This window comes from Chitinophaga rupis (assembly GCF_900109685.1).
Taxonomy (GTDB): Bacteria; Bacteroidota; Bacteroidia; order Chitinophagales; family Chitinophagaceae; genus Chitinophaga; species Chitinophaga rupis.
The window spans coordinates 88,454-114,267 of record NZ_FOBB01000008.1 but is presented as its reverse complement, the minus strand read 5'-3'; the positions used below and the strand labels follow the sequence as shown (position 1 = coordinate 114,267).

Genomic DNA, 25,814 nt, shown 5'->3' with positions numbered 1-25,814 from the left:
AATCTGGCAGGAGATCACTGCGGTTATACATCCATTCGTAATTAAAAAAGGTGCACATTTGTTGCTATCACCGTGAGAAAGGATGCAAATGTCACAACCTAAGAATTTTAGCGGCTTCGTAAAAGTACGCGGAGCCCGGGAACATAACCTGAAGAATATAGACCTGGAAATACCGCGCGATGCCTTTGTTGTATTCACCGGCGTTTCCGGATCCGGTAAGTCATCACTGGCATTTGGCACCCTGTATGCCGAAGCGCAGCGCAGGTACCTGGAATCTGTTTCGCCTTATGCAAGAAGGCTTTTTAACCAGATGTCGGTGCCTGAAGCAGATGCTATAGAAGGGCTGCCGCCCGCCATTGCCTTACAACAGCAGCGGGGCGCAGCCAGCACCCGCTCATTTGTGGGCAGCGTAACCACCTTATCCAACCTGCTGCGGATGCTGTATTCCCGGGCAGGTGATTATCCCAAAGGGCAATCCATCATTTATGCAGAGGGCTTTTCACCCAACACACCGGAAGGCGCCTGCCCGCATTGCCACGGCCTTGGGCGTGTGTACGAGGTAACGGAAAAATCCATGGTGCCGGATGATACCCTCACCATCCGCGAACGCGCTGTAGCGGCATGGCCTACTGCCTGGCAGGGGCAGAACCTGCGGGAGATCCTCATGACGCTGGGTTATGATGTAGACACCCCCTGGAAAGACCTGCCTAAAAAACAGCGGGACTGGATCCTTTTCACAGAGGAGCAGCCCGTGGTACCGGTATATTCAGCCTTTACGGCTGCAGAAGTACGGGATGCACTCAGGAGAAAGCTGGAGCCCAGCTATATGGGCACCTTTACCAGCGCCAAACGTTACGTGATGCAGACCTTTGCCAACTCGCAAAGCCAGCTGATGAAAAAGCGGGTATCCCAGTTCATGCTCAGCGCTGAATGCCCGGTATGCCATGGCAAGCGTGTACGCCCGGCCTCCCTTGCCGTAAAATTTGCAAAGCTGGATATTGCCGAGATGTCCGGCATACCGCTGCTGCGCTTAAAACACATCTTTGAGCCCTATGCAGCAGGCGCCCCTGCTGCCGGCCATAAAAATGCAGGGCACCCTGAAAAGAACCTGGTTACACAACGGATAGCGGAAGATATGGTCAAAAGGCTGGATGTGCTGATAGACCTTGGCCTGGGCTACCTGACCCTGGAGCGAAGCACCCCCACCCTTTCACCCGGTGAATTACAAAGACTAAGGCTGGCAACGCAGATCCATTCCAACCTGTTTGGCGTGGTGTATGTGCTCGACGAGCCTTCAGCCGGGCTTCACCCCGCTGATACACAAGCCCTGCTACGGGCGCTGGACGGCCTTAAAGCAGCCGGCAACTCCCTTTTTGTAGTAGAGCATGAGGTGGATGTGATCCGGCACGCCGACTGGATTGTTGATGTAGGACCTGCTGCCGGTGAAAAGGGCGGTGAAATATTATATAGCGGTCCGCCGGAGGGGTTAATGCGTGTACCCGCATCTGTTACCAAACGCTATCTGAATACACAGCCGCACAAAGCCCGTACAGCAAGGACGCCCAAAGGCTGGCTGCGGCTGGAAGGCGTTACGCGGAATAACCTGCATAATTTCAACGCTGCCTTTCCATTGGGCGTTTTTACCAGCGTTACCGGCGTATCCGGATCAGGGAAAAGCACCCTGGTAAGCCAGGTGCTGGTAGAGCTGGTGGCCACCCAGCTGGGACAGGCAGTACCGGCAGCCTATGAAGAAACAGAAATGCCGGAACAGCAGGTTTTACCGCTGGAAGGCCGTATTACAGCAGGTATGGATGCTGTTAAACGTTTGATAGTGGTAGATCAAAAACCGATAGGCCGTACACCCAGGTCCAACCTGGCCACCTATACCGGGTTATTTGATCCCATCAGGAAGCTGTTTGCAGCCACCAAAATGGCGAAAGCCCGGCATTATGATGCAGGCCGCTTTTCCTTTAATGTTGCAAAAGGGCGCTGCAGCCACTGTGAAGGAGAAGGCTTTGTGATGGTAGAGCTGTTATTCTTACCCAGTGTGTATGCACCCTGCCCCACCTGCCAGGGTACCCGGTATAATAGTAAAACGCTTGAAATTAAGTACAACGATAAAAACATTGCGGAAGTACTGGAAATGACGGTAGATGATGCTTTTCTTTTTTTCATAGATGAACCGCAAATAAAAAGACCGCTGGAAACCGTACAGCAGGTGGGCCTCGGCTACCTGCGGCTGGGACAGCCTGCAACAGAACTTTCCGGCGGCGAGGCGCAACGTATTAAGCTGGCCACGGAACTGCAAAGAACACAGCACGGCAACTCACTATATATACTGGATGAACCTACCACCGGCCTGCACCCATCAGACGTTGAAAAACTGATGGACCAGCTTAATTTGCTGGTAGACCAGGGTAACACGGTTATTACGGTTGAACATGATATGCATGTAATTGCTAACAGCGACTGGATTGTGGATATTGGTCCCGGTGCGGGCGATGAAGGCGGTAAAGTGGTGGCTGCGGGCCCTGTAGCTGATATTGCAGAAAATAAGCACAGCCGTACGGCGCCTTTCCTGGCAAAATATCTTAATAACGGAAGCAACAAATAGTCAGGCTAAGACAGCTGCCTTAAGCGGCACTGGTATGTTTTTCCAGCTTTTGCCGGATGCCGCTCACCAGCATTGCAAAACTTTCCGGTTTGATCAGGTAATCATCCGCACCTAATTGCATGCATTGCTGAATAAAGGTTAACATGGCAGAGGTGGAGAACACTATGATGGGCACATCGGTTAAATTCCTTCTTTGCCGGAGCTCGGCCAGTAATTCCATGCCATTCATCCTGGGCATGTTCAGATCCATGAAAATAATATCCGGGTTACTGAATTTCCGGTCGTTCATTAATTCCAGCGCATGCTCGCCGTCATATGCAGACAGAAGCTGAACAGTGCTGGTCACTTCTTCGAGCGCATCTTTAAATACTCTCCGGTCCTCAGCGTCATCATCTACCAAAAAAATCGTAACACCCTTGCTCATATGACTTGTAAAATATTTTGCCTATAATTAGTTTTCACCTGTTCCACCTTCCCGCTGTTACTTACCACAAAAATGTGACCGTTATTTTAAGTACTTATCCATTACCGTTCTTATCTCAACGATCAATGTTTCAAATTTATTGGGCTTCACCAAATAATCATTGGCTCCCAATTGCATGCACTCGATGATAGCGGATCTTTCTGAAGAGGTGGAATACAGGATAATGGGTATCAGATCAAAGCTTTCCATTCTGCGTAACTCAACTAATAACTCGGCGCCGTTCATGCGGGGCATATTCAGATCCAGGAAAACGATATCCGGATCAACATTTCCACCATTTATCAATTCCAGCGCATGTTCACCGTTAAAAGCGGAGAGCAGGAAAGCAGAGTTATCAATTGTTTGGAGAGCGGATTTAAAAAAATCCTGGTCATCAGTATCATCATCTACCAGGAACACCGTTCTATTCTTACTCATGGTATTGGATATGTACAGTAAAAATAGCAATATTTTTATTAATAAGATAGATATCAGACCCGGGAATGTCCTAAAAAAATCAAGGGCCGCCCTGTAAAGGGCAGCCCAATTTTTGTCAACCTTGACCCTGCCTCTCAGCAGGGCCTTCATCCGTGTTGGTTTTTGATCGGATAGTCAATTATCAACCTAAAAAAAGTTACAGGAACGGCTGCAGCCAGTGCTTTATTTCCTGCCAGGCTTCGGGCGCAAAATCGCCTTTCAGCTGAGAGATCTCTTCATTGGTGCAGGTATTACAATGCAGGAACAGGTGGTTCAGCCCTGGTATTACCTTTACCGTTACCTGGTTATTACCGCTTTGCTGCAGGGTATTTTTAATCATGTCCAGGTTTTCTTTATAGGGCACCATCATGTCCTTATCGCCATTCAGCGCCAGGAAAGGTACTTTGATCTGCTGCAGGAAAGGTGCCGGATCATACCGGAGATGGTACTGGTACCAGGGGCCGGTAGCCTGCCGTATGTAAGAGTCTGCAAAGAAGCGCATATGATCAAACTCACCCGGCTTATCCTTTGCATAGGCGCTGTCATCCGCATGTTTCCAGGCGGCATAGGCAGCGCGGAGCCTGGCCTCCATCAGGGGCGTATAGGCGTAACGGTAAGCGGTATCAAACATCAGGGTAGTAATGGTGTTATGCCGGTTCTTATCATAGTCTGAAATAGGCGCGGCGTTAATAATGGCGCGGTTCTGCAGCTTTAATGCATCCAGGCCCCTGGTGGCCAGCCCTGCCAGCGTTATTACAAAAGCTATATCCCTGTTACCTGCTGCAGCAATAATAGCGGCTGCGCCCCCTTCACTATGCCCTATAAACCCGATGGCTGCTACGCCGGGTTGGGTGCGTAAAAAAGCTACGGCTGCCAGCGCATCATTGGCAAAATCTTTCGTAGTGGCAGTTTCATACACACCGTTTGTTTCCCCTACCCCGCGGTCGTCTGTACGCAGCACTGCAACACCCAATGCAGCCAGGGAATCGGCCAGCGTTTTAAACATTTTATGCCCGGCCATGGTACCGTCACGGTCCTGCTTACCAGTACCGGACAACAGCACCACGGCCGGAAAGGTATGCCGGCCTGCAGGCAGGGTCAGCGTGCCGCCAAACCGGATGCTGTCTTTATTGTTAAAGTGCACCGGCTTGCTGATGGGTACTGCCTGGGCCTGGCAGAACTGTATAGCGGCCATGCTTAACAGGCAGCTGAAAATAAACTGCCGGCTCATCCTTCTTTCTTTAACAGCTCAATAATATAGGAGATCTCGTCTGCCAGCGCGCTGGGGCTGCCTTTATAACCGGTACCCAGCCAACGGATCATGCCATGCCGGTCAATGATCACTTTGGCGGGAATACCGGAAAACTGCAGTGTTTTGGTGTATTTGTTATAGGTATCATCCAAATGTCCGGAGGATGGACTTTTAGCATCCAGCAGCACATTCATATGAAAGTTCTTTGTTTGCAGGAATTTTTTGATCTGCTCCCGGTAATCGGGCCGGCTTTCCTGCGTGGCAATAAAGTAGAAATCCACGTTTTTGTCCTGGCTGTATTTATTAACGGCCATCTGCATGCCGGCCATTGCTTCTTTACAAGGGCCGCACCAGGTAGCCCAGAAATCGATCACTACTATTTTACCCTTCTGTTTATTCAAATCTGCCATCCCACCGGAAAGCTGTTCCAGCTTAAAGGCAGGGGCTTCCTTGCGGATCAGCTCTGCACGCAGCGCTTCCTGTTCAGCAGAAAGCTGCTCCGCATTCTTCATACCCTGAAAATGCGCTTCAAAGCCATTTTCATTGCCATGCTCTTTTATGTATTGTTTTTTCAGCAGGGCTATGATCTCAGGGGTAGCTTTATTGCTGCCGGCAGCATTTTCCGCTACCTGTAATGCTTCCGGCTGGCGGCCGTTATTATCCAGCAGCACTGCGTAAAGGCTCATAAAATCAGCTGTTTTGGCGTAGGGCTGGTCTTTTACTTTTTCCATCCATACCAGCGCGGTTTTATCATCCCCCTGCTGGTGCAGTATGAATGCATGTCCCATAAAGGCCGGCACGGCCAGGTTCAGCACATATTGCTTCCATTGCCGGGGCGAATAAAAACGGCTGTTGCTATCGTGCTTGTTAGTGGTATAAGCTTCAATATGCTCCACCAGCTTTTTTGAATAGGGAAATGCTTCCGCCAGCTTAATTTGATCATGCGCCAGTGCATTCACAATCAGTAAGCGGTGAAATTCAGTGAGGCATATTAAAGGCGCCAGGTCCATCATCTGGTCCAGTATTTCCAGGTTCTTACTCCTCATCACCTGCTGGTACACCACGCCGCGGTAAACCTTTTCATAGTACATCGCATCTGTTTCCGTATCCACATCCATGAATTTTTGCAGCGGGAACTGTTGCACAAATGTATTCCACAGGGACAGCCGCTCATTTTCTCCGGCCCGGAACATTTTGTAGATCATTTTATCCCTGGCTGTTATACCGTTGGGGAAGCGGTTAATGATCACCTGGTCCATAGAATCTGCTTTATGTGCGTCGCCCAGCAGGTTCCTGTAAGCTTTGCTGGCATTCATCAGCTCTGCTTCCGTGGCATCCGGTAATTTGCTGATGAAATCGATCTCCCGCAGGATAACGGTATTTGCCCGGGGCGCTCCGCTATGTTTCAGCACAGACATAGCGCCGTACATAATATGCCGCCTGCTGCCGGGGTAATATTTTAGCTCGTTGTTCATCCAGAATACGCCTACATCGTCTGCAATGCGGGCTGAATCTTCCACTGCGTGTGGTACCGTGCCTTCCATTATTGCCAGCCGCAGGAATGCCCAGGCAGCATAAGAAGTGGGCATTTGCCGGCCGTTCCTGTCAGATAACAAAACGGCATAGGTAGGTTTTCCGCCTTTGTCAGTAATGCCATTCGCCATAAAATTAGCCACCATAAATGCAGCGCTGTCCGGCAATAAATATTTTGCTACCCAGCCGGTATCTGTCATCTGCAGATCCAGGTCATGCGTTTCCCAGTTATTATGGCGGTATAACCATACTACGCCGCTCACCGGCGCCAGGCCTTTCAGCATGGTGTGTTCCGGGTTATAGGAAATGGTTACGGAGTCGCCTGCTATGGGCCTTTCCGGGAAAAACTTCGTGGCCTGTTGCGCCCCTGCCACACTTGCCAGCAATATCAGCGGCGCTGCCAAAGCCATTTTTAACTTATTCATCTGCGGATCACTTTATGTTTTGCTATTGGATTATTGTTATCTCGGGTTTTGTACCAGCGATGGATTTAACTGGATGTTGTACTGCGGTATTGGAAATAAATACCGGTTGCTGCCGGGGCTTAAGGTGAACGTTTCACCGGTAAGCAGGTTGGTGCGCGTAATGTTTTTTGCAAAACGGCTGTCTGTGAAAAGCCGTTTCTGATCAAGCCAGCGTACGCAGCTAAAGCAAAGCTCCCGCCTTCTTTCCTGCAATACTTTCACCAGCGCATCATCCGCACTGGTAGCGCTAAGCGGGGTGTAATCCGCAGCGCTGAAACGCGCAGCGCGCAGTGTATTTACCGTGTTCATAGCGTTGCCGGCCTCTCCGGCCCTGGCCTGGCATTCTGCTTTTATCAGCAGCATTTCCGGAACAGAAAGGCCAATGTTGCGGTTACTGCCGCTTACATTCTCTTTTGCGTATACCCGGTACACTTTACCATCCTGTGTATAGTCCTGGGTAAAATAGCTGTACCTGAAATCCTTCGGGTCATATAAGGCCAGCAGCTCGTCACTTAATACCTGCCGCGCGGAATATGCATGGCTGCTGCCGGCAATTTTGGAAAGAATGATCTCGGGATTATCCGTACGCTGCGGGTAGCTGCTGAGGGTGGGCAGGTTCAGTAAGGTATGCTGTAGCGTCAGTGCACTGTCTGCATACGAAGCAGCATCCTTATAACGCCCTATTTGCAGGTACACCTTTGCCAGCATAGCATAGGCGGCTGCTTTGGATGGATAGATGTTATGGGTATTACTTTCCGGTAAGGCGGGTATGGCTGCCTGCAGGTCCTTTAGAATATTATCATACGCCTCTTTCACGGTACCGCGTACTGCTACTTCCGCTACATCCGGCTGCAATACTAAGGGCACGCCCAGGTCAGCGGCCTGTGTGCTTTCATTATATTGTTTGCCATACATGTTCACCAGCATAAAATAGTTATAAGCGCGGTGTACACGCGCTTCTGCCAGCACTTCGTTTTTCAGCTGCGCGGTACCGCCGTTGCCGCTCATTACATCGCGTATCACCAGGTTACAGCTATAGTTGGCGGCATATAATACACGCCAGTCCTGGTCCGGGGCAAGAGCATCATAATACTGCGCGGCCCACATATAGGCATTGCGGTATTCATTGGAAAGGCTTTGCTGCATACCGGTGTCTTTATACTGTATATCGTCGGAGGTCATGTCCGGCATATCTACCGACCGTTCCAGCCGATCGGTATTATTCATCAGGTAACGGAAGTTGATGTAATCGCCCGGTGTAAGCGCCCCTTCGGTTTTTATATCAGTGTACTTGCTGCAGCCTGTGAACAGGGCGGCGGCCATCACCATCAGAAAAAATATATTGCTACGTTTCATCTGTTAATATTTATTTCGTAGTTATTTGTCTCTTATTTGCCTCAATGGATCTCCTTCGTCGATCTGATTCTTTTACGGGTCAGATGACATCGAAGATGCATCGAGACAAAAGAAATTTTAATAATGAACGAGATAAACCTCGCATTAACATGCCTTTTCCGCTGTAGCGGAACAGGTCGTGTGAGAAAATGTCTCATGCTCGGTTTCATTTAACTGCGTTTTGTGGTAAGATCAGAAACCAATGTTCAGGGAAAAATTATAGGAGGCAGCAGGCGGCAGCTTCAGATTCCTGAGCGTTGGCGGAAAATCAGGATCAATGCCGTCACTGTTCTTAGCCCATAATATTGCCAGGTTCCTGGCAGCTCCCGAAAACGTAATGTTCTTAAAAGGCAAACCGCGGTACAAGGAAGCCGGCAGCTCATAGCTCAGGGATACTTCCCGCAGCCGTATATGATCGCCGGGCAGCACGTTAATATCTGCATTGGCGTACCTCACCTGCCCGGTAATGCCATTACCCAACAGCCCCGGCACATTGGTAAATGCCTCATCGCCCGGCTTACGCCAGCGCTGCGCTAACAGGTTATTATAGTCGTAGTTAAGAAAACCATACCTGCCGGGATATTCACTGGGCACGGGCCGCTGGAAAACATACCCCAGCTTATAGGTAGCCATAACGAACAGGGTAAGGCCTTTGTAACGGATGGTTTGTGAAAAGCTGCCGAAATAAGGCGGCGCCAGGCGGCCTGCATTTTTAAGATCGCTGATATCTTTGGGCGACTGGTAAATACTCAGCGTATCGCCTTTACCGCCAATGATCAGCGGGCTGCCGTTCTTATCCAGCCCGGCATAGCGGAATGCCATCAGGTAATCTGTAGGCAGATCCTTAATAGGCCCGCCAACACCCGCAGATTGCAGCAGTGAGTTGGTAATGTTATACCGCGCATCTGTTACCTTATTGGTGTTATAGGAAAACACCAGCCTGGCCGACCATTCAAAATCTTTTTTACGGATCAGGGAGCCGCCCAAGGCCAGGTCTATTCCTTTACCATTCATGGTAGAGGTGTTGCGTGTAAGATTATCAAAGCCCAGCGTATTATCTACCGGGAAAAAAGCAAACAGGTCTGTGCCTTTCTTGTAATAAAATTCCAGGCTGCCGTTCAGGCGGTTCTCAAACATGCCATAATCCACACCAATGTTATAAACCCCTGTTTGCTCCCAGCGCAGGGCGGGATTGGCGGGTGAGATGATCCCGGCATAGGTTTGAAAGGGAGCCTGGTAGTTACTTGTTAAATAAAGCTGATCATACGGCAAAGCATTGGTGCTGATATTACCGTTAATGCCATAAGTAGCACGGATGGTGAGGTTATTGATCCAGGTGCCGGCCTGCATAAAATCCTCTTTGGATAATGCCCAGGCTACACCTGTGGACCAGAACGGTTTTGCACGGAATTTTTTATCAAGCCCAAAGTTGTTATAATCATCATAACGCGCGCTGCCGGATAAGGTGTACTTACCTAAATAGGTATACGAAAAGTTGCCCAGGTAAGAAAGGTAACGCCGGCGTTTGGATGAATAGTTTTGCCCGTTGGATGCCGTATACTGGTAACCATCTACCGTTGTATAGGGAGTAACATAATCAACCGGCTGGCTGTACTGCGTTTCCGGGTTATACCCATATAAACGGTTGTTGTTAATGTTATCAATGGTTTGCCGTACTTCCATACCTGCCAATGCATTTACCTGGTGCTTACCATTAAAATTCCGGTCAAGGTTCAGCTGCCCGCGCAGGCTGTAGTTATTTTTGGAATAGGCTGACGTTTCCATAATACCGCCTGTTGGTATGCCGTGCACCAGCTTACCATCGCTGCCAATGGAGGTAGCGCCATTCAGCATATCGCGGGTGTAATAGCTGCTGTCGCTGTGATAATTCTTGCCATCGGAGTTGGAACGCTCCACCATATACTGGGCGGTAAAGGACAGCCCTTTATAAATGGGTATGTTCAGCCCCAGGTTGGCGGCGTAATTGCTTTCATTAATGGTATTATCCAGCATGTCCATTTCATCCAGGTAGTTCATGCGCCAGGGCATATAACCCTGTGCTTCCAGCTGGTTAAGCCGGCCGGAGTAATAGGCCCGTGAATAGGATACCCTGTTACCGTTATCATCTACCAGCTGGTCATAAGGCATTAACGGAGTGGTGGAACGTCCGTACACACTGGCGCCCGGATCGCCTGATGTGTAGCGGAACCAGCTGCCGCGCAGGTTAGCGGATAAAGTAATATTCCTGAAAAATTTGAAGTCCTGGTTTACAGACAATGTCATTCTTTCACCGGCTGTTTTTTTAGCGCTGGTATTTTCCCGGTCATATGCACCGGATACAAAATAGGTATGCCGGCCGGTGCCTCCGTTGATGTTCAGGTCATAATGCTGGGTGGATGCGGGCCGTAACAGATATTTGCTCACCTGCTGCCTGGAATCGCGGCCTCTTAAAACGGCAAAGGCGGAATCTTCCTGTGCCTGGCTTACCTCTCCCCGCTTTAAACGGAACATCCAGTCTACCGCCTGGCTAATGACGCGCTGGTTGGCAGGATACGTATTCATCGGGTCCGTGATCATTCTTTTATCTACCAGCTCCTGCTCATAATCGATCATCTGCGTGGCATTCATTAAAGGAAGCGAGGAAAGCCGGGGCTTGCCGTTAAAACCCACGCCGGCAGAAAAAGAGATGTGCGGCGCGCCGTCATTCATCTTCCCCTTTTTAGTGGTGATCACGATCACACCGGCCGAAGCGCGCGCGCCCCAGATAGAGGCTGCAGCGGCATCTTTCAGGAACGTGATCTGCTCCACATCCGCGGGGTTAATAGTACGTATATCCTGCTCCGTAGGAAAACCGTCTATTACCAGCAGGGGCTTCCTGTTTACATCAGTGCTTATGCTTGAAATGCCGCGGATGCTTACGGTATAGCTTGTATTGCCCTCCACATTGCCCTGCAGGTTACCATATACAAAACTGTTATCAGATTCTGTAAGGTTCAGCTGCACGCCGGGCACCTGCCCTTCCAGGCGGTTGAGCACATTAGGCACCGGGATCTTTTCCAGGTCTTTAGCGGTTACCACGCCAAATGAGCCGGTGGCGCGCTCTTTGGGCAGGTTCACATACCCGGTGGATACTACTTCTACCTGCTTCAGCGTACCTACCCTTTCCTTTAAGGTTACATTATAGTTTTTACCTGCATCCAGCATCACGTTCCTGTTCTCAAAACCAACGCTGGAAAACGACAGCATGGTTTCATCTTCCGGGATCTGTATAAAATATTCACCGTTATCATTGGTAAAAGCCATTTTCTTTGATTCCAGGCCCAGGATGGATACGCCGGGTATACCCTGCTGCTCTGCATTGATCACACGGCCGTTAACGGCCCGTGTGCCTATGTTCGTGACCGTGACTTCTATTTGCCGGGTACCGGCCGGCTTTTCCTTACTTTTTTTTATCAGCACATTATTACCCTTTACAATAAAAGTAAGGCCGGTGTTATTGAGCAGCTGTTTTAACGCTTCGCTCAATGGCTGGTTAATACACTGAAACTGCAGGCGGGGAAGGCCTTCCAGGTCTTTTGACTGGTAGCCGAAATATTTTCCCGTTTGCTGCTGCATTTGCCGCAGCACTTCTTTAACCGTAGTGTTATCCAGGTGAAGCGTAACCGTAGCCTCATTCTGTTGTGCATAAGTAAGGGAATAGCCCAGGCATAACACTGCCATTAGCACAGTAACAATCTTTTTTGTCATCTCGTACTTTAGTTGGTTGATTAAAATGTATGTGGTCAGTAAACTACGTACCCATCATTGTTCTTTGTGTACCTGGCATTTGCCAGCTCGCATACTACATCCAGCGCATTCTCAATGGATGTGTTCTTCTTAAATCCTGTTGTGATAACCAGGTTGGCCAACCCGGTATTGCTGATCCTTATATTCACCCCGTAAAAGATCTGGAGATCCTTCAGTATATCCTCCAGTGTTTCGTCGTTAAAGCTGATATCGCCTGTTTGCCATCCGGCAATGGTGGCTGCGCCGGTATTACGTTGTTCTGCTGCGCCGGTTTGCATAGTCATGCGCAGCTCCTGTCCCTTTGTAAGTATAGAGATATCTTTTTCGTTTTTAGTGATCTTTACCTTACCTGTTACCACGGATACAATGGCCTGGCGGCGATCCGGGTAGGCTTTAATATTAAACGAAGTACCCAATACCGTTGTAGACATACCGCCCGCGGAGCGGATCACAAAAGGCCAGGCTGCGGCATTGGCTACTTCAAAAAATGCTTCCCCTTCCAGGTATACTTCCCTTTTTTCCGGATCAAAATGGTCCGGGTAACGCAGCTCTGTAGCGCCATTCAGCACAATACGGGTACTATCTGTGAGCACAATCACCTTTTTCTCATGGTTGCCGGTGCGGATGCTGGTAAAAGCTGATACTACCCCTACTCTTTTACCGGGGGCAGTATTGGCTGCCAGGGGCGCCTTCGTATGCTGCCGGGTAAGCAACCATCCGCCTGCTGTTATCAATAAAAGCAGGGCTGCGGCAGCGGCCCACCTGTAGGTTTTAAACCGGGAGCGTAAGGGCAGCACTTTCTCCCGCTGATGTGCAGTACCGGCAAGGTCCATACGGCCCTGGTTATTTACATAAGAGGCAGAGGGCGTTTCCATCCTGATCTCGCTGTAAAGCCCGTCCATTAAGGATATGATGGTTTCATCCTCCTTATGCGCTTCCAGCAGGTCAAAAAAATCGTCCCTTTCCTGGGGGGTACATTTCCCGGAAACGTATAGTCTAAACAGGTATTTGAAATGCTCTTTGTCCAAGCCTTATAATTTTTTCTGAAATCAGAAGTCAGCGGTTAAGATTGCTTATGTCTTACTTCCTGTTTCATTTTCTACGTACATGTGACGTTTGAAAAAGGGGGGATGTCCTATCGGGAAGAAAAAAAATTTAAAAAAGCTTTATTTGCCCGGCCACCACTTTACGGAGATAGCTGAGCGCGGCGGTGAGCTGATTCTTTACGGTGGAGGGGGAAATGTCCAGCTCGCGGGCAATTTCATTACGGCTGCGGCCTTCTACCTGGCTTAGCTGGTAAATAATACGGCGCTGAGGCGGCAGCTGGTTAATGGCTTCAGAAAGGGCAAACGCGTATTCCTTTGCCACAATGGTTTCATAGGTGCGGGACTCCTCCCACTGGTGGTCATTAAAATACTCCGCCCGCAGCTTACGGTCTTTGGCCAGCTGGCGCAGCACATCCAGCACTTTGTTGCGCACCATTTTATAGAGATAGTCCTCCATATTCTTAATATCATCAAACTGGTGGCGGATGGTCCAGAGCTTTATAAATACGTCTTGTATAATGTCGCGGGAAAGTAATTCTGACTGGGTTAGCTTCAGCGCAAAAAAGTAGAGGGGGCATTCAAAGTTGCGGAAATAGGCTGTAAACCGCTCCTGCAGCAACTTTTCATCCTGATCTATGAGCTCTTTTCCCTCCATTTTCAATTAGCGCATACCAGATTACGGTTGGTAGATCCGGCATAAACTTAATAAAAAAATAATTGTTTGGCCAACAATTGCTAAAATTTAGCCGGAAAATGAGCCTGATATACTATATGCCCGGGTCAGCGGATAGTTAACTTTAGGTTTAGATAAATAAAAACAGTCAGCACTATGATCACCCTGCAACGCAGCAACTCTGACAACGAAAATTTTCAGGCACTTGTAACCCTCCTGGACCAGGAATTAAAGGAACGCGACGGGGAGGAACATTTGTTCCTGGCACAATTGAACAAAACAGATCACCTGGAATATGTGATAGTTGCTTACGACCAGGATATACCTGTAGCCTGTGGCGCTTTAAGAGCCTATGCACCGGGTGTAATGGAAGTAAAGCGTATGTATGTTGTATTAAATAAACGCGGGCAGGGCATTGCCTCAAAGATGCTGCATGCATTGGAAACCTGGTGTAAAGAGCTTAATAGTACAACCTGTGTACTGGAAACCGGTAAGAACCAGCCGGAGGCCATTGTCCTTTATAAAAAGAACGGTTATAAACAGGTGCCGAATTTTGGGCAGTATGTGGGTGTTGAGAATAGTGTGTGTTTTGAGAAAAATTTAACTGAAGGAACCACCCCTTAGCTGCAGTTCCGGAGCTTACAAACAATAAAGCTACGCTATCCGTAATGCCCCAAAAAAGTGTTTGACCTTTTGGGCGTATTACAATCCAGCGTGGCTTTATTGTTACCAGGTCAGGAATTATATCCTTAATTAAGCGCTACTTTCTTTTCCCCGTTATTCACTGCCAGTATAAACTTCACCAGCCCTTTCATGTAAACCGCCTGATCATCATACATACACAAATGACTGCCATTGGGACAATATAAATAGCTCCCGTTCTGTACCTGGCCGGCTATCCACTTCATATGTTCAGGATCCATGGTATCATACTTTGCACCAATGCTTAAGGTAGGTACCTTGATCTGCGATAATTTTTCTTTAACATCCCAATTTGTTAGCTTACCGGATAAGCCAAATTCGCTGGGGCCCTGCATGGTCCTGTAAAACGATTCATTCATTTTACCCATGGCGCGTAAAACAGGGTCCGGAAATTCCGGCAAACGGCAAATATGCTTTGCATAAAAATTAGGCATCAGCAGCTCCATGTATTTGGGATTGTCAAAATCATTTTTTGCTTCAATAGCGCGGATGCTATCCAGGATCTTAGGATCTATCTGTTTTGCCAGTACATTATCTGCATAATTGTTATAATCCTTTGCGCTGGCCATCATATCAGAAATGATCAGGGCTTTCAGGTTTTGCTGGTATTTAAGCGCATATTCCATGGCTACTACGCCGCCCCAGGAATGGCCCCAGATGTAAAAATTTTCATTCGTAAGGTTCAGCGCTTTGCGCACCTGCTCTACCTCCTCCACGCTGCGGTTCAGATCATACAAGGCAGTATCCTTGGGATTATCAGAATTGCCACATCCCAGCTGGTCATAATAAATGTATTCTATTTCCTCCTGCGGGAAAAAGCTGTCAAATGCCTCCGCATATTCATGGGTAGCGCCAGGGCCACCTGTTATAAGCAATACCTTTATTTTGGGATTGTTGCCGGTACGCTTGGTCCAGATGTTAAACGTTCCTTTTGGGGTACTGATGGGGATGACCTTTACGCCACCGGTTTGCACGCCGCTATCCACGGGTGTAAAATAAGCAGTATGATCCCCGCCTGTGGCCGGGGTTTCATTGCAGGCCGCCATTACCAGCATGGCTTGCAAAAGCAGGATAATGTTGTAACTCTTTAGCATAATAAACGATTGATAGAATTGGTTTACGAAATTAGTACTAATTGCACCACAATACGTTGCTGCTACATATAAAAACGTTCCCTGCATCAAATTTAAGACAAGTATATTACAGTACTGTAGCCCTGCTTAAAGTAAAAAGTAAAAAAGTAAAAATTAAAAAGCCAAATGCCGCGAAAACAGGCAGATCCTGCGTTCGCGGCATTTAATCTTACATTTATCCCGTCATAAAGTCTTTAAAATAGCCTCTATGAACCTCCGTCGTCGGTTTACATTTTTCTTTTTTTACGATCGCTTTGCCAATCCATCAATTACTTTCACCATTTCACTAAATTCATTCGGATCATATAAGCGGGTAAGAAAAACTATTTTGCCGTTAGGGTCTATTACTACGTTACGGGTAACCCCGCTCTTTTTCACTGCAAAGCGGCCAAAGATATCAGCGCCCGGATCCAGGGCCAGCGGATAAGTGATCTTCATATCCTGGTGGAATTGCTGTACTTTTTCCAGCGGCTCATCGCGGTCAACCCCGATCAGGACCACATTCTTATCCTGGTAAGCTTTCCACACATCGCTTTCCAGGTGCGGCATTTCCTTACGGCATACACTGCACCAGCTGGCGGTGAACTGTAATACCACGATTTTTCCCCGGAGCTGCTTCAGGGAGGTTTTACTACCATCCTGCAGCAGCAGCTCAAAATCGTCCGGGGCCTGCTCCCCTACTTTAACCAGGTAGCCACGGTCGATGGCATTAGGGTCAGCGGCCTGTTTGCCCAGGTCATGATTAGCTGACTGCGCTTTTAAATGGTTACCCCAAACAGCTGATATGCTTACTACCAACAGGGTTTGCAGGATATTCCTAAATGCTTTTTTCATACTTAATAATAAGGAGAGTTGGTTTGATACACAAAGATATCAATTATCCGCAAATAACCTACTAATCCTATAGACTAATAATTTCGGAACGTTCCAGTGCCGGACTATCAGGGTCATAGCTTACAAAAACCAACAGGGAGCTGGCTTAGCTCACTATCTATTTAATTAGATAGTAACCATTATTCACAGGCTATTACCCTGCTTAAGAAAGTGCTTTTAACATTACCCCAAAAAGTACGTATGCGGCAGCTTGCATGTTCCCAAGCTCCCGTTTTAATCACCGGCCCGGTGATTGAAATTTCCTTTTTGCCAGGTTTGGCGTACTGATATTTAGTTACTAATGGGTAAAAAATCAGGTGGAAAATAAAATGAGGATCAATGGTATTAAAAAAAAATACGGCCCTGTGAACAAAGCCGTTTGCCTTTATAAATTCCACGTTATGAAAAACTGACGTAAAGATAAGTGTTTTTTGCTAAAACGTTTTAGTTAATTTTCATTTTTCTTAAAAAATTTTATAATTCCGGGGATAGATCAGGATCTGGCGGGCATTTTCCTCCTCAGGATCTGCACATATCTACCTGTCAATCATACACTTAATTTCATCCCCTGCCCCCGGGGATGGTTTAACCCTTTTATTGCAGCCATTTTGATCATTCTAAAAAAAAGGTGCACCACAAATGTGATGCACCTTCGTTTATTTAATTGCCAGGGACCTTAATCCTCTTTTGTTTTCGTATAAAAATTAAGCAAGGGAATATCCACCAGCACGGAGAGGCTGAACCGCAGATAAGTATTGCCTGAATAGTCGTTTTCAGTAGTGGTCACCTTTCTCAGGTTAGGTCCTACCTGTGCGCCCAGGTTCAGGGATATAGGGCTTTTCGGCAGGCCCAGTGAGAAGAATAAGCCTGGTGAAAAAATATCCTTCAGCTGAATGGAGGGCACTTCGTTCACAGAATCGTTCTTTACCCGGAAAGCTGCTACTGCGCCCAGGTCCACAAGAGAAAGGAACGCTGAATAAGACCAATGCGAACGGCTGGTGCTGATGGCTACCCCAATGGGTACGGTTACCCCGTAGGAATTTATCTTCACGTCCTTGTCTGCCTTAAGACCGCTAATACGTTCATAACCGGCATACAGGCCGGCATAGGCATTCAGCGAAACATTGAACGGAGATTCCCTTTTAATGCGGGAAGAACCGGCAGGCAGCGCAAATGCTTCAATAGCATCCGATACTTCCTTCGGCGAGTCTGCATCTGCTACCGTGGCCATAAAAGTACCGTAACGGAAAAAGTTCTTTGTAAGCCCGCTAACCGCCATCTCTTTTTGCAATTGCCCGTTAAGGGCTTTTTTCTGCTCAGCTGTGATGCCCGCAACAGCCAGCGAATCCTTTAATAATTTAACGATTGCGTCATGATCCCGGTTACGCACCAGGTCATAGATGTGCACTGCATCTGATACCGCAGCGGTATACCGGGCACGGTTCGCATTTACGATCAGCGAGGCGGCACCATCTGCTGTTTCAAAATACACGGAGAATTTTTGTTCAAGCCCGGGATCCTGCAGCCCTGGCAGCTGTGTTACGCGCGTGGCATATTTTAAAAGGTCTACCGATGCCTGGAAGTAAGTATAAAGCTGCTCTATTTTCATAGAATCGCTGCTTTGCCGCTCATAGGTTTTTACCAGTGTATTGAGACTTTGCGTTTTTATAACCAGGGTTGACAGGCAGTTGAACCATGCTTTAATATCTGCTTCATGGTCTGCCAGGTCGTTAATACTTTCCAGTACATTAAAAGTGCCGCTACTGGTTTTAAAGTTCAGCTGCGTAAACCTGGTTTTGCCATATTGGTATAACAGTCCTAAAAAATATTTTGCAGCTAAGGGGTTTGCTACTAATTGCTGGAGCATTTTAGGTGCAACCCAATAAGCTGTATTGGTTTCACTGGTCTGGTTACGGAGTGAAAAAGAAAACAGTTGTAAAAGCTCCACCGAGGTTCTGTAATTAGGATTGGTGACTACGCCTGCGGCGGTAAAGGTACAGTCAAATTTATCCAGCAAAGATGCATCATACAGGTCTATCATCTCACCGGGATGCACGCCGTCGCGCAGGCTGTTGGCAAAGTAAAGACCGCTGCGCAGGCTGGCTTCCAGCTCAGGATGCGCGGCAAAGAACAAGGGGTGATTATCAATGATGGAAGGCAGGTTGGCAGAGAGCTGCGCAATATCGTTCTTAAAGGCGTTCTGTAAGGTTTGTAAATAGCGGTTGTAATTATAAATATCATCGCCTACCAGGTATAAGGTGCGCCAGGTGGCAGGGAAAACGGTTTGCAGGTCCCGCAGCTCCGGTTTCGAAATTAAGTCCTGGAACTTTTTAAAGAAGGCGATGTTCAGCTCCTCCTTTCCGCGTTTAATAATAAAGTCCGTAGCACCCAGCGCAAGATTGGTTACATCCAGCCCGCCAACATTATCCAGCAGGGAGCCTACAAAGTTGTTGCTATTGTGGGCGCCGGCACCACCTATTTTTGACGTTACAAAGATCTGCAGGTGTTTGTTATCATTATAAGCAGCCTGTATAGCGTCGGGGCTATTTTTCACCTGGGCATAATAGGCCAGTATGTCCTGCCTCTGACCTGGTGAGAGATCGCCGGCAAGCCTTAATGCATCATTGATCATAGCACCTACATTAGCCGCAACTGTTGGCGGCTGCCCGGCCAGCGCAGGTGCAGGTACAGGCACAACGGGTGAAGATGCACTTGGTGCTACAGCCTCCGGATAGATACATTGCCGGGAAATGTGCAGGCTATCATTCAGGTACACATTCAGTGTAAATGTTTGCGCCAGCTGAAAGCTTTCAATTTTTCTGTCAGGAACTGCCAGTGTAAAACCCAGGTTATGAAGGAATAAGGTATCCCTGCTTGGCCCTACCGTATTCACCAGGGTTATTTTAAGCGCATGGTGGCCGGCATCATTCAGCGCCAGCTTCCAGGAGCTATCCAGGTTTATTAAGCCGGGCTTGAGCTTGCCTTTATAGCTAAAGGTCACATCTGCAAGCGTAGTGCCGTTTACATCTATCTTTAACAGATTTTCATTTTGGGAGAAGGCAGGGAAAAAGGTGCAAACAAACAGCACCATCGTCAGGTAAATTTTTGTCATCAGGCAAAGGATTTTTCCTTATGAAGGTTGAAGAAATTGGACAATTTTATAGCATAGGTATAGTTCTCATCACCGGCTATGATCATGCCGATGGCGTCGTTTTTTGCGTCAAATAAAAGCGCACCTGAATTGCCGGGCTGAGAGATCGGGAGCACAGTATTCAGCCCTTGCTGCAGCACAATCACATCCTGCACCATGCGCGACTTATCGCGGTAATCCACCTGTACTTCCGGGCACACGGCGTAAATAATGCCATTTGCAGCGGCCTGCGTTTCTACATCAAAATAGCGGAGCGTAATATGTTTCTTAATATCATCTGTTTCTACCAGGCGGTGTTTAAAGGGTGTGGACAGCTCCAGCTTTTCGATCAGCCAATCATTGGTGATAACGGGCATATTGGGCCGGCAGCGCGCCAGTCCGTAATCCAGCGTATTCAGAATGCCGCCCACTTCCAGGTCAGCTATAATGGTGTTAGTATTATTTACCACCAGCGGGTGTCGAATAAAAAGCGCATCAAAATCCGTATCCCCTTTCAGCACATGCCAGCAGGATAATACAAAGCGGTCCTCGTTAGTGGAATCTTTCAGGATACAGCTCAGCGATCCATGAGCAAAGGCCATGTTATTAAAGTTACCCACGGCATGCAGCGGTGCATTGGAGCGGGGGATTCCCGTTACTTTGACCAGCAGCCAGCCCGGCACGGGGTTAATGCCCAGCTTTGTAAGCAGGTCTCTGACCTCCTGCTCTGCTGCTGCTTCCGTTACATTTACCTGCACCTTGCAATTTCCGTCATTATCATAAAAGGTAAAGACAGCCCTTACGGAAGGCAGAGCTAAAAGCGATGCACGGTATTTCCATACAAATTCATCCTGCACAGTAGCAAATAAAGGCGTTACCTCTGCTGCCACTACTACGGCAGGTGCATTGGCATCCGGCAATACTTTTTTCACCAGCACCTCATTGTCGCTGGGTTCGGGCCTTACGCCCGCACCGCGCAGGCTTACCAGCTTCTTTAAAAGATCAAACCAGAAAGGAGCGCCCAGTGAGATCATAAGCGCAGTAAGCAAAAAACCCAGCAGGCGCAGGTCTTTAAAGGTGTTGCAGATAATATAACCAAGCGCAGCAAATTCCAGGCTGTCATTGGCCAGCATTTCCTTACGGGCATCCAGCAGCTTTAACAGGGTATCTTTTTTACCACGGAGCTCTTTTACTTTTGAAGTGTCCTTTATACTTCCCTGCAGCGCGGCCATTTTTATATCGAGGATCTGCCTGTCTGTTTGTTTTATTTCCGGCAGCAATGTTTTTACCGCCCAGCAGTTACGCTCCTCACTGGCCCGGTGCATGGAGTCGGCCACCCTTACTGATTTTGCAGCAGCATCCAGCTCCAGCAATCCGTCAGATAGCTTTGGCGTTTTTTTATGTACTACCTTATATTCTATGGGAGAGCTTAACTGGTCAAAATTCCAGCCCAGGCCCAGGAGCAAACCTGCATCCTCAATATCACGCTGCACATGCGCATAGCCGGAATCCAGTATGGCGGCCCGCCGGAGGCTGTCTTTATCCGTGATCACATTTTCAATAGTGGTATCATTGGCAATGGCAATGCTCATTTTTACCATCTCAGACCTTGCATCCGGATCACGGGCCAGGAGCTTTGTGATACGGATGGTATCGACATTAAAAAGTATAGATAACAACAGGCCGATGAGCAGCAGCAGGAACTGCATTTTACGTTTGTACCAGCCATTGGCGCGGTCCATGGTTTCATTGTACCAGCGCCGCAGCCCTTCTTTAAAAGCGGCCGTGTCGCCCTTTGCCTCCTGGTAAATGCCGGTCACATTTTTTGCCGTACGTGGCTGCATATGCAGGGTATTCAGCTTCAGGGCAGACGCTATCTTTTCATCATCCGTATTTCCCATACCCATTTCTATGAGCATACGGATGAACGTACTTACGAAATATACATCGGTAAGGTAAGAGGGGCGCGTTTCTGCAAACGGTGAGCGCCGCTCTGCCTTGGCAAGATATTTAATAGAAGGGTGCTCATAAAAACGGCCGGCCAGGCTGTTCTTAAAATCACTGTTGGGGAAAAGGAAAAACCACCGCACTGCGTTCACGATAGCGCTCCAGCGATTGCGCCATTTATCCCGCCGGGCATAATAACCGTCATTGAGCATTCTTTCCAATGCTACCCGCAGCAAAAGGGAACGCAGGTTAAAGGTGGTTGATAATAACTCGCCCAGAAGGCTGGCCAGCAGGCTGTATAGGAGATAGATGAGGGTGAGCCCTATCACCACATTTAGTACGGGGGAATCGAACATCTGTAAAGGTTAATTTACTGCTGATTGGGATTATCGGTTATATAGGGATTGAAAAACAGTAACGCTCATAGTCTTCCATCTTATCCTGTTACCTGAATAAAAGTAGTAATAAAAAAACAAAAAAGCAGTAAATTATTTGGGGTTATAAAGGCGTAATGCCGGGTTAACCGGCATTACAGGGTGGGATATAATCGTTCTATTTTTTCTTTTGTCAGATCTTTGGGATACTCCACTTCCGGGAATACATTGCTTTTGCGTGCGCCTATTTCACTATGCACTTTCTGATTAAAAATGCTGTGCAGCTGGTTGTAGGTATAATGCACGTTGTTATTAAGCTCATACACTGCGACGGTGAGCCCTGCGTAAGCGGCATTCAGCCGTTGCTGCGGCGTACCATGATGGTCGGGGGAATTGTAATAATAATCCCCGGAGGCATAAATGGCATTATAATAGGTTTGGATCTGCGCCCATAACCATTGCTTGGCCAATCCCATGTAGTAGCCCGAGAAGAAGTCGGCTTCCAGCTCCCGGTAAGAGGCTTTTGCATAATCCGTCCATCCTACGGTGAACTGTACACGATGCCCCCATTCATGGGCCAGCACACCATCCACCGGTAAAGGCGAAAGGTTATCGCTGCCTTCTATTTTACTGAAAGAACGCACCAGGTAGTAGAACATTTCATATCCAAAAAGGATCTTGCCATCCGGGCTGGCATATGCGTTACGGTAGTCTGCGCTGCTTTCGTACAGTACATGTACCTCAGCAGGAATATTATTCCAGAAGCCCTTTTGGATGCTCACTTCTCCTGCAAAGAACTGGTTGTTCTGCGCCGACTTAAAATCGTAGGTGCTGGCAGCGCCCATAACGCCGGAATTAGCGTACCCGGATGCATATCCCAGGCAACCGGCCATGTCTTTGTTCTGTGTTTCCTGAGGTGTTTTGTCATCTTTTTTACTACAGCCGGAAAGCCAGGCAATCAATATCCCGGCAGAAAAAAGGATTAACGTTTTTTTCATGTGAGAACAGGTTTTTAATAAAGAATAAACTGCTACGTAATACGCTTGGTTTAGAATGATTGATGTGCCACCATTTCAAAAATGGTGCCCGGAATGCCTATTCTTTTCATGACCCAATGTGGATGTTCCTGTTTTTTTATTTTCTTTACAAGTAAATCATTTTATCATGAAATACCGGCTCTTGTTGCTGCTGATCTGCTTTGCGCTGCCTGTACTGGCGCAGGATACTACTACTTACCTGGAGCAAAAAGATATCTTATACCGCAACGGAGAGCTGACGGATTACATGAAAGAGCGTTGCCGGCTGGATATTTATTACCCGGCTAAACAGGCCAATGCAGCGGTGATCGTATGGTTCCACGGTGGCGGGATAACCAGCGGCAGCAAAAGCATCCCGGAAGAATTGAAGCGCCATAAAATGATCATCATTGCGGCCAATTACCGCCTGAGCCCTAAAGTATCCTGCCCGGCTTATATTGAAGATGCGACGGCCGCAGTGGCCTGGGCGTTTAGCCATGCAAGGGAGTATGGTGGCGATACCGCTAAGATCATTGTATCCGGCCACTCTGCAGGTGGTTACCTGGCAGAGATGATCGGATTGGATAAGGAATATTTAGCTAAATATAATATTGACGCCAACCGCATTGCAGCCTTGTTCCCCTTCAGCGGGCAGGCTATTACACATTTTACCGTGCGTAAGGAAAAAGGCATTGCTGATACACAACCCATCATTGACAAATATGCACCCTTATACCATGTGCGTGCAGATGCGCCTCCCTTGTACCTTTACACGGGCGACCGGGAAATGGAAATGCTGGGACGGTACGAGGAAAATGCTTACCTGGCCAGGATGATGAAACTGGCCGGCCACAAAAGAACTTACCTGTATGAGTTTGATGGTTTTGGCCATGGAGATATGCCAGGCCCCGGTTTTCTGCTGATGCTTAAACAGCTGAAAGATCTTTGGAAACCCAGGCCGTGAGGTCATTATTCAACAGGGCGGAACATTTCCAGCAAATGAGCAAGCGCCTGTGGTGAATGTAAAACAGCGGTTTGTTCCAGCGTCATTTGTGCAATTTCAGCAGCTCTTGCACGCATCTGCTTTTCATAGGCTGCTATAGCAGTGTGTGTATCTGAAAAATCATCACTTAGCAGGCACTCTGCCAGCTCCAATGCATCCAGCATAGCCATGTTCACGCCTTCGCCTGCATAGGGCGGCATCAGGTGCGCAGCATCACCCAGCATGGTAAGGTCCGGCAATGCTTCCCAGCTTTGATCTACCGGCATACAATATTGCGGGCGGGGTATAAATGCGGAGCCGGCATGTACAAACAGATCGTCCCAGATAGGCGCCCAGCCGGCAAAGGCTGTTTTAAACCAGGCCAGCACCTGCACTTTATCAGCAAAATCGATCCCGCTGTTCTTTACCCAAAACTCATCTGCATTAAAACCTATTAAGAACGAAAGGCTGCCGTCACCTTTTGAGCTTACGATCAAAGATCTTTCATCTCCCATTGTAAAGATCTTTCCGCCACGTAAAAGCTGATGAATGTGAGGGATGGTATTTTCTGAATCATACACTGTGCCTTCCACCGCAGTAACACCCACATAAAAAGGTTTTACAGCCGTAATGTAAGGGCGGATCCTAGAGTTAGCCCCATCTGCTGCAATCACAAGGTCTGCATATGCAGCAGTGCCGTTCTTAAATTCAATTTTAATGGAAGATGCCTGCCTTTCCAGTGACGCAAAGTTGCTGTCCCATACCACGGTACCGGGCTGCAATGAATCCAGCAGGATGCCGCGGAGCGGGCCACGGTCTATTTCAGGGCGGGCGCTTTCACCTTCCTCAATGGAAAATTCATCCAGCAGGATATTTGCGTGTTTATCTGTAATACACAGCTTATCTGCACCAGGGCGGTAGCTGGCGTTGAATGCTTCCATTAAACCTGCTTTACGCAGCGCTTTTAAGCCGGAGTCATTATGCAGGTCTAACGTTGTGCCCTGTACGCGTACGTTCCTGTTCACATCCCGCTCATAAACCTTTACGCCGGCACCGTTCATTTGTAAGATCCTTGCCAGCGTTAGTCCGCCCGGACCGCCACCTACAATGGCGATCTGCTTGTTCTTAATTGTTTTCATTATAGAGTGTTTTTAAATTATTTCATGATGCCTTTTATTACAGTAGCACAGCATTCCAGCAGCACCTTTTCTGTAATGATCTGTTTAGGCCTTTCGGTATAGTCAAAGTATTCACTCACCAGCTCCAGCAGCACGGGGAAGATCATTGCACGGTATACATCAAAATGAAAATTCTTAATAGTGCCGGCTTTAATGTTGGCTGCTATAAAACGGTGAATAGGCGCAAAGAACTGTCCCTGCTGAATGTTCTGCTGCTGGTAGGCCTTGTTTAATAAGAGTGACGATTTACTATATTGAATTATTGCAAAAGCAGGCCGGTTATTTTTTAAATACTGGAAAGTATTCATCCAGATCTTTTTTACACCGTCAGCAAAATCCATTTGCTCACTAAAGTCTTTTAAAACGGCCTGCTCGTATGGCTCCAACACTTCATTAATAAACAGCTTAACCAGGAAATCTTCTTTATTCTCGTATTTAATATAAATAGTACGGGGTGAAACATTGGCTGCTTTAGCCAGTTTTTGCATGCTTAAATTTTCCAATCCTTCTTTGGCAATAATGTCCAGCGCAACCGTGCGGATGGCTTGCTCTTTTTCTAAATTTTTGGGCCGCATACTGTAGCTTTTATTTACAAGACAAAAATAAGTAAACGTTTATTTACTTACAACTATTTCTAAGAAGCGGAAATTAAGCTGCTATAAATCAACCTGTAATAAATAATATACTATTACCTTTTGTGGGAATATCCTATTATGTCATTAAGGATAAGCGGTTGTATGCTTTAAGATTAGTTCACTAATTTCGCCTTCTTAAAC

At 47.7% G+C, this 25,814-nt stretch carries 18 protein-coding genes; 3 read left to right on the top strand and 15 right to left on the bottom strand.

The features are described 5' to 3' along the window. Positions 1 to 88 precede the first annotated feature (88 nt). A complete protein-coding gene (uvrA, locus tag BMZ54_RS25180) occupies positions 89 to 2,614 on the top strand; it encodes an excinuclease ABC subunit UvrA (protein WP_238386690.1) in 2,526 nt (841 codons plus the stop codon). Positions 2,615 to 2,633: 19 nt separating this feature from the next. Here the strand turns inward: uvrA and BMZ54_RS25175 are convergent, their stop codons facing one another. The 8 genes from BMZ54_RS25175 to BMZ54_RS25140 all read right to left on the bottom strand — a co-directional run bounded on the left by BMZ54_RS25175 (position 2,634) and on the right by BMZ54_RS25140 (position 13,685). Next, a complete protein-coding gene (locus BMZ54_RS25175) occupies positions 2,634 to 3,038 on the bottom strand; it encodes a response regulator (protein WP_089918683.1) in 405 nt (134 codons plus the stop codon). An 81-nt stretch (positions 3,039 to 3,119) separates the two neighbouring features. After that, complete coding sequence (locus tag BMZ54_RS25170) at positions 3,120 to 3,515, bottom strand: response regulator (protein WP_162277663.1); 396 nt, start codon at positions 3,513 to 3,515, stop codon at positions 3,120 to 3,122. Positions 3,516 to 3,711: 196 nt separating this feature from the next. Continuing rightward, positions 3,712 to 4,785 (bottom strand): alpha/beta hydrolase family protein, encoded by a 1,074-nt coding sequence (locus BMZ54_RS25165; RefSeq protein ID WP_089918680.1) that lies wholly within the window; start codon positions 4,783 to 4,785, stop codon positions 3,712 to 3,714. After that, a complete protein-coding gene (locus tag BMZ54_RS25160) occupies positions 4,782 to 6,764 on the bottom strand; it encodes a TlpA family protein disulfide reductase (RefSeq protein ID WP_089918678.1) in 1,983 nt (660 codons plus the stop codon). Before BMZ54_RS25160 ends, BMZ54_RS25165 begins: the two co-directional genes overlap by 4 nt. Before the next feature lie 36 nt (positions 6,765 to 6,800). Further along, positions 6,801 to 8,159, bottom strand: coding sequence for a RagB/SusD family nutrient uptake outer membrane protein (locus tag BMZ54_RS25155; protein WP_089918676.1), 1,359 nt, complete (start codon positions 8,157 to 8,159; stop codon positions 6,801 to 6,803). A gap of 231 nt (positions 8,160 to 8,390) precedes the next feature. After that, a complete protein-coding gene (locus tag BMZ54_RS25150; RefSeq protein WP_089918674.1) occupies positions 8,391 to 11,945 on the bottom strand; it encodes a SusC/RagA family TonB-linked outer membrane protein in 3,555 nt (1,184 codons plus the stop codon). 35 nt (positions 11,946 to 11,980) lie between these two features. After that, a complete protein-coding gene (locus BMZ54_RS25145) occupies positions 11,981 to 13,012 on the bottom strand; it encodes a FecR family protein (protein WP_089918672.1) in 1,032 nt (343 codons plus the stop codon). Positions 13,013 to 13,139: 127 nt separating this feature from the next. Then, a complete protein-coding gene (locus tag BMZ54_RS25140) occupies positions 13,140 to 13,685 on the bottom strand; it encodes an RNA polymerase sigma factor (RefSeq protein ID WP_089918671.1) in 546 nt (181 codons plus the stop codon). A 174-nt stretch (positions 13,686 to 13,859) separates the two neighbouring features. On the opposite strand from BMZ54_RS25140, the gene BMZ54_RS25135 reads away from it, so the two are divergent. Further along, entirely contained in the window at positions 13,860 to 14,327 is a 468-nt protein-coding gene (locus tag BMZ54_RS25135) for a GNAT family N-acetyltransferase (protein ID WP_089918669.1), read from the top strand. A 125-nt stretch (positions 14,328 to 14,452) separates the two neighbouring features. On the opposite strand, the gene BMZ54_RS25130 is transcribed toward BMZ54_RS25135, so the two are convergent. The 5 genes from BMZ54_RS25130 to BMZ54_RS25105 all read right to left on the bottom strand — a co-directional run bounded on the left by BMZ54_RS25130 (position 14,453) and on the right by BMZ54_RS25105 (position 22,860). Then, on the bottom strand, positions 14,453 to 15,499 hold the full coding sequence (locus BMZ54_RS25130) for a proline iminopeptidase-family hydrolase (RefSeq protein WP_238386689.1): 1,047 nt from the start codon (positions 15,497 to 15,499) through the stop codon (positions 14,453 to 14,455). A 282-nt stretch (positions 15,500 to 15,781) separates the two neighbouring features. After that, positions 15,782 to 16,372, bottom strand: a complete 591-nt coding sequence (locus tag BMZ54_RS25125; protein WP_089918668.1) for a peroxiredoxin family protein — start codon at positions 16,370 to 16,372, stop codon at positions 15,782 to 15,784. Between the two features lie 715 nt (positions 16,373 to 17,087). Then, entirely contained in the window at positions 17,088 to 19,523 is a 2,436-nt protein-coding gene (locus BMZ54_RS25115; protein WP_089918664.1) for a hypothetical protein, read from the bottom strand. Beyond that, a complete protein-coding gene (locus tag BMZ54_RS25110; RefSeq protein WP_089918662.1) occupies positions 19,523 to 21,844 on the bottom strand; it encodes a hypothetical protein in 2,322 nt (773 codons plus the stop codon). The genes BMZ54_RS25115 and BMZ54_RS25110 overlap by 1 nt, the downstream gene beginning before the upstream one ends. A 173-nt stretch (positions 21,845 to 22,017) precedes the next feature. After that, complete coding sequence (locus BMZ54_RS25105; protein ID WP_089918660.1) at positions 22,018 to 22,860, bottom strand: neutral zinc metallopeptidase; 843 nt, start codon at positions 22,858 to 22,860, stop codon at positions 22,018 to 22,020. Positions 22,861 to 23,026: 166 nt separating this feature from the next. On the opposite strand from BMZ54_RS25105, the gene BMZ54_RS25100 reads away from it, so the two are divergent. Further along, entirely contained in the window at positions 23,027 to 23,842 is an 816-nt protein-coding gene (locus BMZ54_RS25100; protein ID WP_089918658.1) for an alpha/beta hydrolase, read from the top strand. Between the two features lie 5 nt (positions 23,843 to 23,847). Here BMZ54_RS25100 and BMZ54_RS25095 read toward each other — a convergent pair whose 3' ends face one another. Further along, complete coding sequence (locus BMZ54_RS25095) at positions 23,848 to 24,999, bottom strand: FAD-dependent oxidoreductase (protein ID WP_089918657.1); 1,152 nt, start codon at positions 24,997 to 24,999, stop codon at positions 23,848 to 23,850. 17 nt (positions 25,000 to 25,016) lie between these two features. Beyond that, positions 25,017 to 25,613: a TetR/AcrR family transcriptional regulator gene (locus BMZ54_RS25090; protein WP_089918655.1), complete on the bottom strand. Its 597-nt coding sequence runs from the start codon at positions 25,611 to 25,613 to the stop codon at positions 25,017 to 25,019. Between the last annotated feature and the right edge of the window lie 201 nt (positions 25,614 to 25,814).